The organism is Pantoea sp. CTOTU49201, from assembly GCF_032054795.1.
In the GTDB taxonomy this organism is placed as follows: Bacteria; Pseudomonadota; Gammaproteobacteria; order Enterobacterales; family Enterobacteriaceae; genus Pantoea; species Pantoea symbiotica.
Genome location: NZ_DAMBSA010000473.1, coordinates 1 through 3,296 on the forward strand (window position 1 = coordinate 1; position 3,296 = coordinate 3,296).

Annotated in this window: 4 protein-coding genes; all 4 read right to left on the reverse strand. The window is 58.5% G+C overall.

Translation table 11 applies throughout. From position 1 onward, the window contains the following. A partial coding sequence (gene ssuB / locus RTY00_RS22350) for an aliphatic sulfonates ABC transporter ATP-binding protein (RefSeq protein WP_312666310.1) occupies positions 1-788 on the reverse strand: 788 nt, incomplete at its 3' end. Continuing rightward, a complete protein-coding gene (ssuC, locus tag RTY00_RS22355) occupies positions 785-1,573 on the reverse strand; it encodes an aliphatic sulfonate ABC transporter permease SsuC (protein ID WP_008102356.1) in 789 nt (262 codons plus the stop codon). The genes ssuC and ssuB, both read right to left, overlap by 4 nt. An 11-nt stretch (positions 1,574-1,584) precedes the next feature. Beyond that, positions 1,585-2,730, reverse strand: a complete 1,146-nt coding sequence (gene ssuD, locus RTY00_RS22360; protein ID WP_008102354.1) for an FMNH2-dependent alkanesulfonate monooxygenase — start codon at positions 2,728-2,730, stop codon at positions 1,585-1,587. A 2-nt stretch (positions 2,731-2,732) separates the two neighbouring features. Next, positions 2,733-3,296, reverse strand: a 564-nt coding sequence (locus RTY00_RS22365; RefSeq protein ID WP_312666312.1) for an aliphatic sulfonate ABC transporter substrate-binding protein, incomplete at its 5' end; no start/stop codon positions are given.

Consider the following 3,296-nt stretch of genomic DNA (forward strand, 5'->3'; position numbering starts at 1 on the left):
CTCTGCTGCACAAACTTCAACGGCTGTTCTGACGAACCGCGTTTCATCACCCGATCCAGCACTTCCGCTTCCAGCTCTGCTAGCCGCGCAGATCCACGACGGCGTGGCCGTGGCAAATCGACGAGCAAATCCAGGCCAATCTGTCCTTCCTCAATGAGCAGCACACGATCGGCAATCGCTACTGCTTCGCTGACATCGTGCGTCACCAGCAGCACGGTGAAGTTATGCTGTTGCCACAGCGACTCAATCAATCCCTGCATTTCGATGCGCGTCAACGCATCCAGCGCACCGAGCGGCTCATCGAGCAGCAGCAAACCTGGGCGATGAATCAGCGCACGTGCCAGCGCCACACGCTGTTTCTGTCCGCCGGACAACGCAGCAGGCCACTCGTTGGCGCGGTCCGCCAATCCCACGGCTTCCAGCGCGTCCAGCGCGGCGGCACGCCATTCGCGGCCTTTCAGTCCCAGCCCAACGTTATCAATCACCTTTTTCCACGGCAGTAGGCGTGAATCCTGGAACATCAAACGCGTATCTTCGCGTGCCTCGGATAACGGCGCATTGCCCGCCAGTAACTCACCGCGCGTGGTCGATTCGAGTCCCGCCAGCAGACGCAGCAAGGTACTTTTCCCGCAGCCGCTGCGGCCAACGACGGCGACAAACTGCCCGGAGGGAATATGCAGATCGATATTATTCAGGATGGTGCGATCGCCATATTGCTTGCTGACGCCATTCACACCAACCGGCGTGCCGCGATTTAAACGCGCCGGATTCAGGGTTGCGTTGCTCATGCGTTCTCCTTCAGTTGGTAGGCCGGATGCCAGCGCAGCCAGACGCGCTCCAGCAGTTGTGCCGCAACGTCAGCCAGTTTGCCGAGCAGGGCATAGAGAATGATGGCCACCACCACCACGTCGGTTTGCAGGAATTCACGGGCGTTCATCGCCAGATAACCAATGCCAGAGTTAGCGGAAATGGTTTCGGCCACAATCAGCGTCAGCCACATCAGGCCAAGGGCAAAACGCACGCCAACCATAATCGAAGGCAGCGCACCCGGCAGAATCACCTGAATGAAAAGGCTCCAGCCAGACAAGCCGTAGCTACGTGCCATCTCAACTAAACCCCGATCAATGTTACGAATGCCGTGATAAGTGTTGAGGTAAATCGGGAACAAGGTGCCGAGCGCCACGAGGAAAATCTTGGCGGATTCGTCGATGCCGAACCATAAAATCACCAGCGGAATCAGCGCCAGATGCGGCACGTTACGCAGCATTTGCACCGAGGTATCCAGCAAGCGTTCACCGACGCGCGAGGTGCCGGTAATCAATCCCAGAATCAAACCAATCGAGCCGCCGATAGAGAAACCGATGGCGGCACGCCAGCTGCTGATAGCCAGGTTTTGCCACAGTTCACCGCTCACCGTCAGCTTCCAGAAGGTGATGAGGATATTTTCCGGCGACGGCAAAATGCGCGTCGACAGCCAACCCACTTGCGATGCCAGTTGCCATACCGCAATCAGCACCACCGGCAAAACCCAGGGCAGTACAGCATTCGTCAGCTTGGTTTTAACGTTCGCCATGATCGGCTCCTTTAGCTCTGCGACACTTTTTGCGGTGTGAAATCGTTGGCCACCGCTTCACCGTGCGCCTGTACTACGCGCGGCTTCGGTACTTCCGGAATCGCTAAATCGAGGTGCGGGAACAGCAACTCGCCAACGCGATAAGCCTCTTCCAGATGCGGATAGCCGGAGAGAATAAAGGTCTCGATGCCGAGATCCTGATACTCCTGCATGCGCGCCGCCACGGTTGGGCCATCGCCCACTAACGCGGTGCCTGCGCCGCCACGCACCAGACCAACACCGGCCCACAGATTTGGGCTGATCTCCAGCTTGTCGCGACGTCCACCGTGCAGTGCCGCCATGCGCTGCTGGCCCACTGAATCGGTGCGCGCAAACGCGGCCTGTGCTTTGGCAATGGTGGCATCATCGAGATGGGCAATCAGGCGATCCGCCGCTTGCCACGCTTCTTCATTGGTTTCACGCACAATCACGTGCAGACGAATACCAAAGCGCACGGTGCGACCTTGCGCTGCCGCTTTGGCGCGCACTTGCTCAATCTTCTCTTTAACTAACGCTGGCGGTTCGCCCCAGGTGAGATAAACATCAACCTGCTCGGCGGCCAGATCCTGCGCGGCATCCGACGATCCGCCAAACCACAGCGGCGGACGCGGTTCCTGCACCGCTTTAAACATCAGACGCGCACCGCGCACCTTCACATGCTTGCCTTCGTAATCGACGGTTTCGCCTTCGCTAACGCGACGCCAGACGCGGGTAAACTCGGCGGATTCTTCATAGCGTTCGCGGTGATCGAGGAACACGCCATCGCCGGCCAACTCTTCCGGATCGCCGCCGGTAACCAGATTAAACAGCGCGCGACCATTCGACAGACGATCCAGCGTGGCGGCCTGACGCGCCGCTTGCGTCGGTGAAATCACGCCCGGACGCAGAGCAACGAGGAAACGTAGACGCTGCGTCACTGGAATCAGTGATGCTGCCACCAGCCAGGCATCTTCACAGGAACGGCCTGTGGGGATCAGCACGCCGCCGAAGCCAAGGCGATCCGCCGCCTGCGCAATCTGTTGCAGGTAACCATGATCAACCGGGCGCGAACCTTCCGCTGTGCCAAGATAGTGACCATCGCCGTGCGTCGGGAGAAACCAAAATACGGATACGCTCATGATTAATTTCCTTTAGGCTGGGCGGATTGTGGATGCCAGATGCGGTCTGCGATATTCACTTTTACCGGCATCAGATGATTGGCATAAAACAGATCGGCCGTTTGCTGTTGGGCCTGCGCGGTATGGGCGCTGACCGGCGTAATGGTGGTGGGTGGACGATGGTCGAGATAGCTGGCGATCACCGGTTTCGGTAAGCCCATGGCGTTTGCCAGCAGATCGATACTCTGGTCGCGCTGACTGCGCGTTAATGCATCGGCGTCGCTGAAGGTATTCAGAACCTGCTGCACGAAGGCGCCGTTAGCTTCGGTGTATTTACGCGTGGCTAAATAGAAGGAGCCGGTTTGATTGAGTTTGCTGCCATCGGCCAGCACGCGCACGTTGCCTTGCAGCAGCGCGGCGGAGTAGTAAGGATACCAAATCGCCCAGGCATCGACGTCACCTTGCTGGAACGCGGCGCGCGCATCGACGGGTGTCAGATAGGTTGGCTGAATATCTTTAAAGCTCAGTCCGGCCTGTTCCAGCGCACGCAACAGCAAGTTGTGCGAGCTGGAGCCTTTCTGAAACGC

Coding starts and splice junctions, on each gene's coding strand:
- ssuC (WP_008102356.1), bottom strand. CDS start 1,573: ATGGCGAACGTTAAAACCAAGCTGACGAATGCTGTACTGCCCTGGGTT.
- ssuD (WP_008102354.1), bottom strand. CDS start 2,730: ATGAGCGTATCCGTATTTTGGTTTCTCCCGACGCACGGCGATGGTCAC.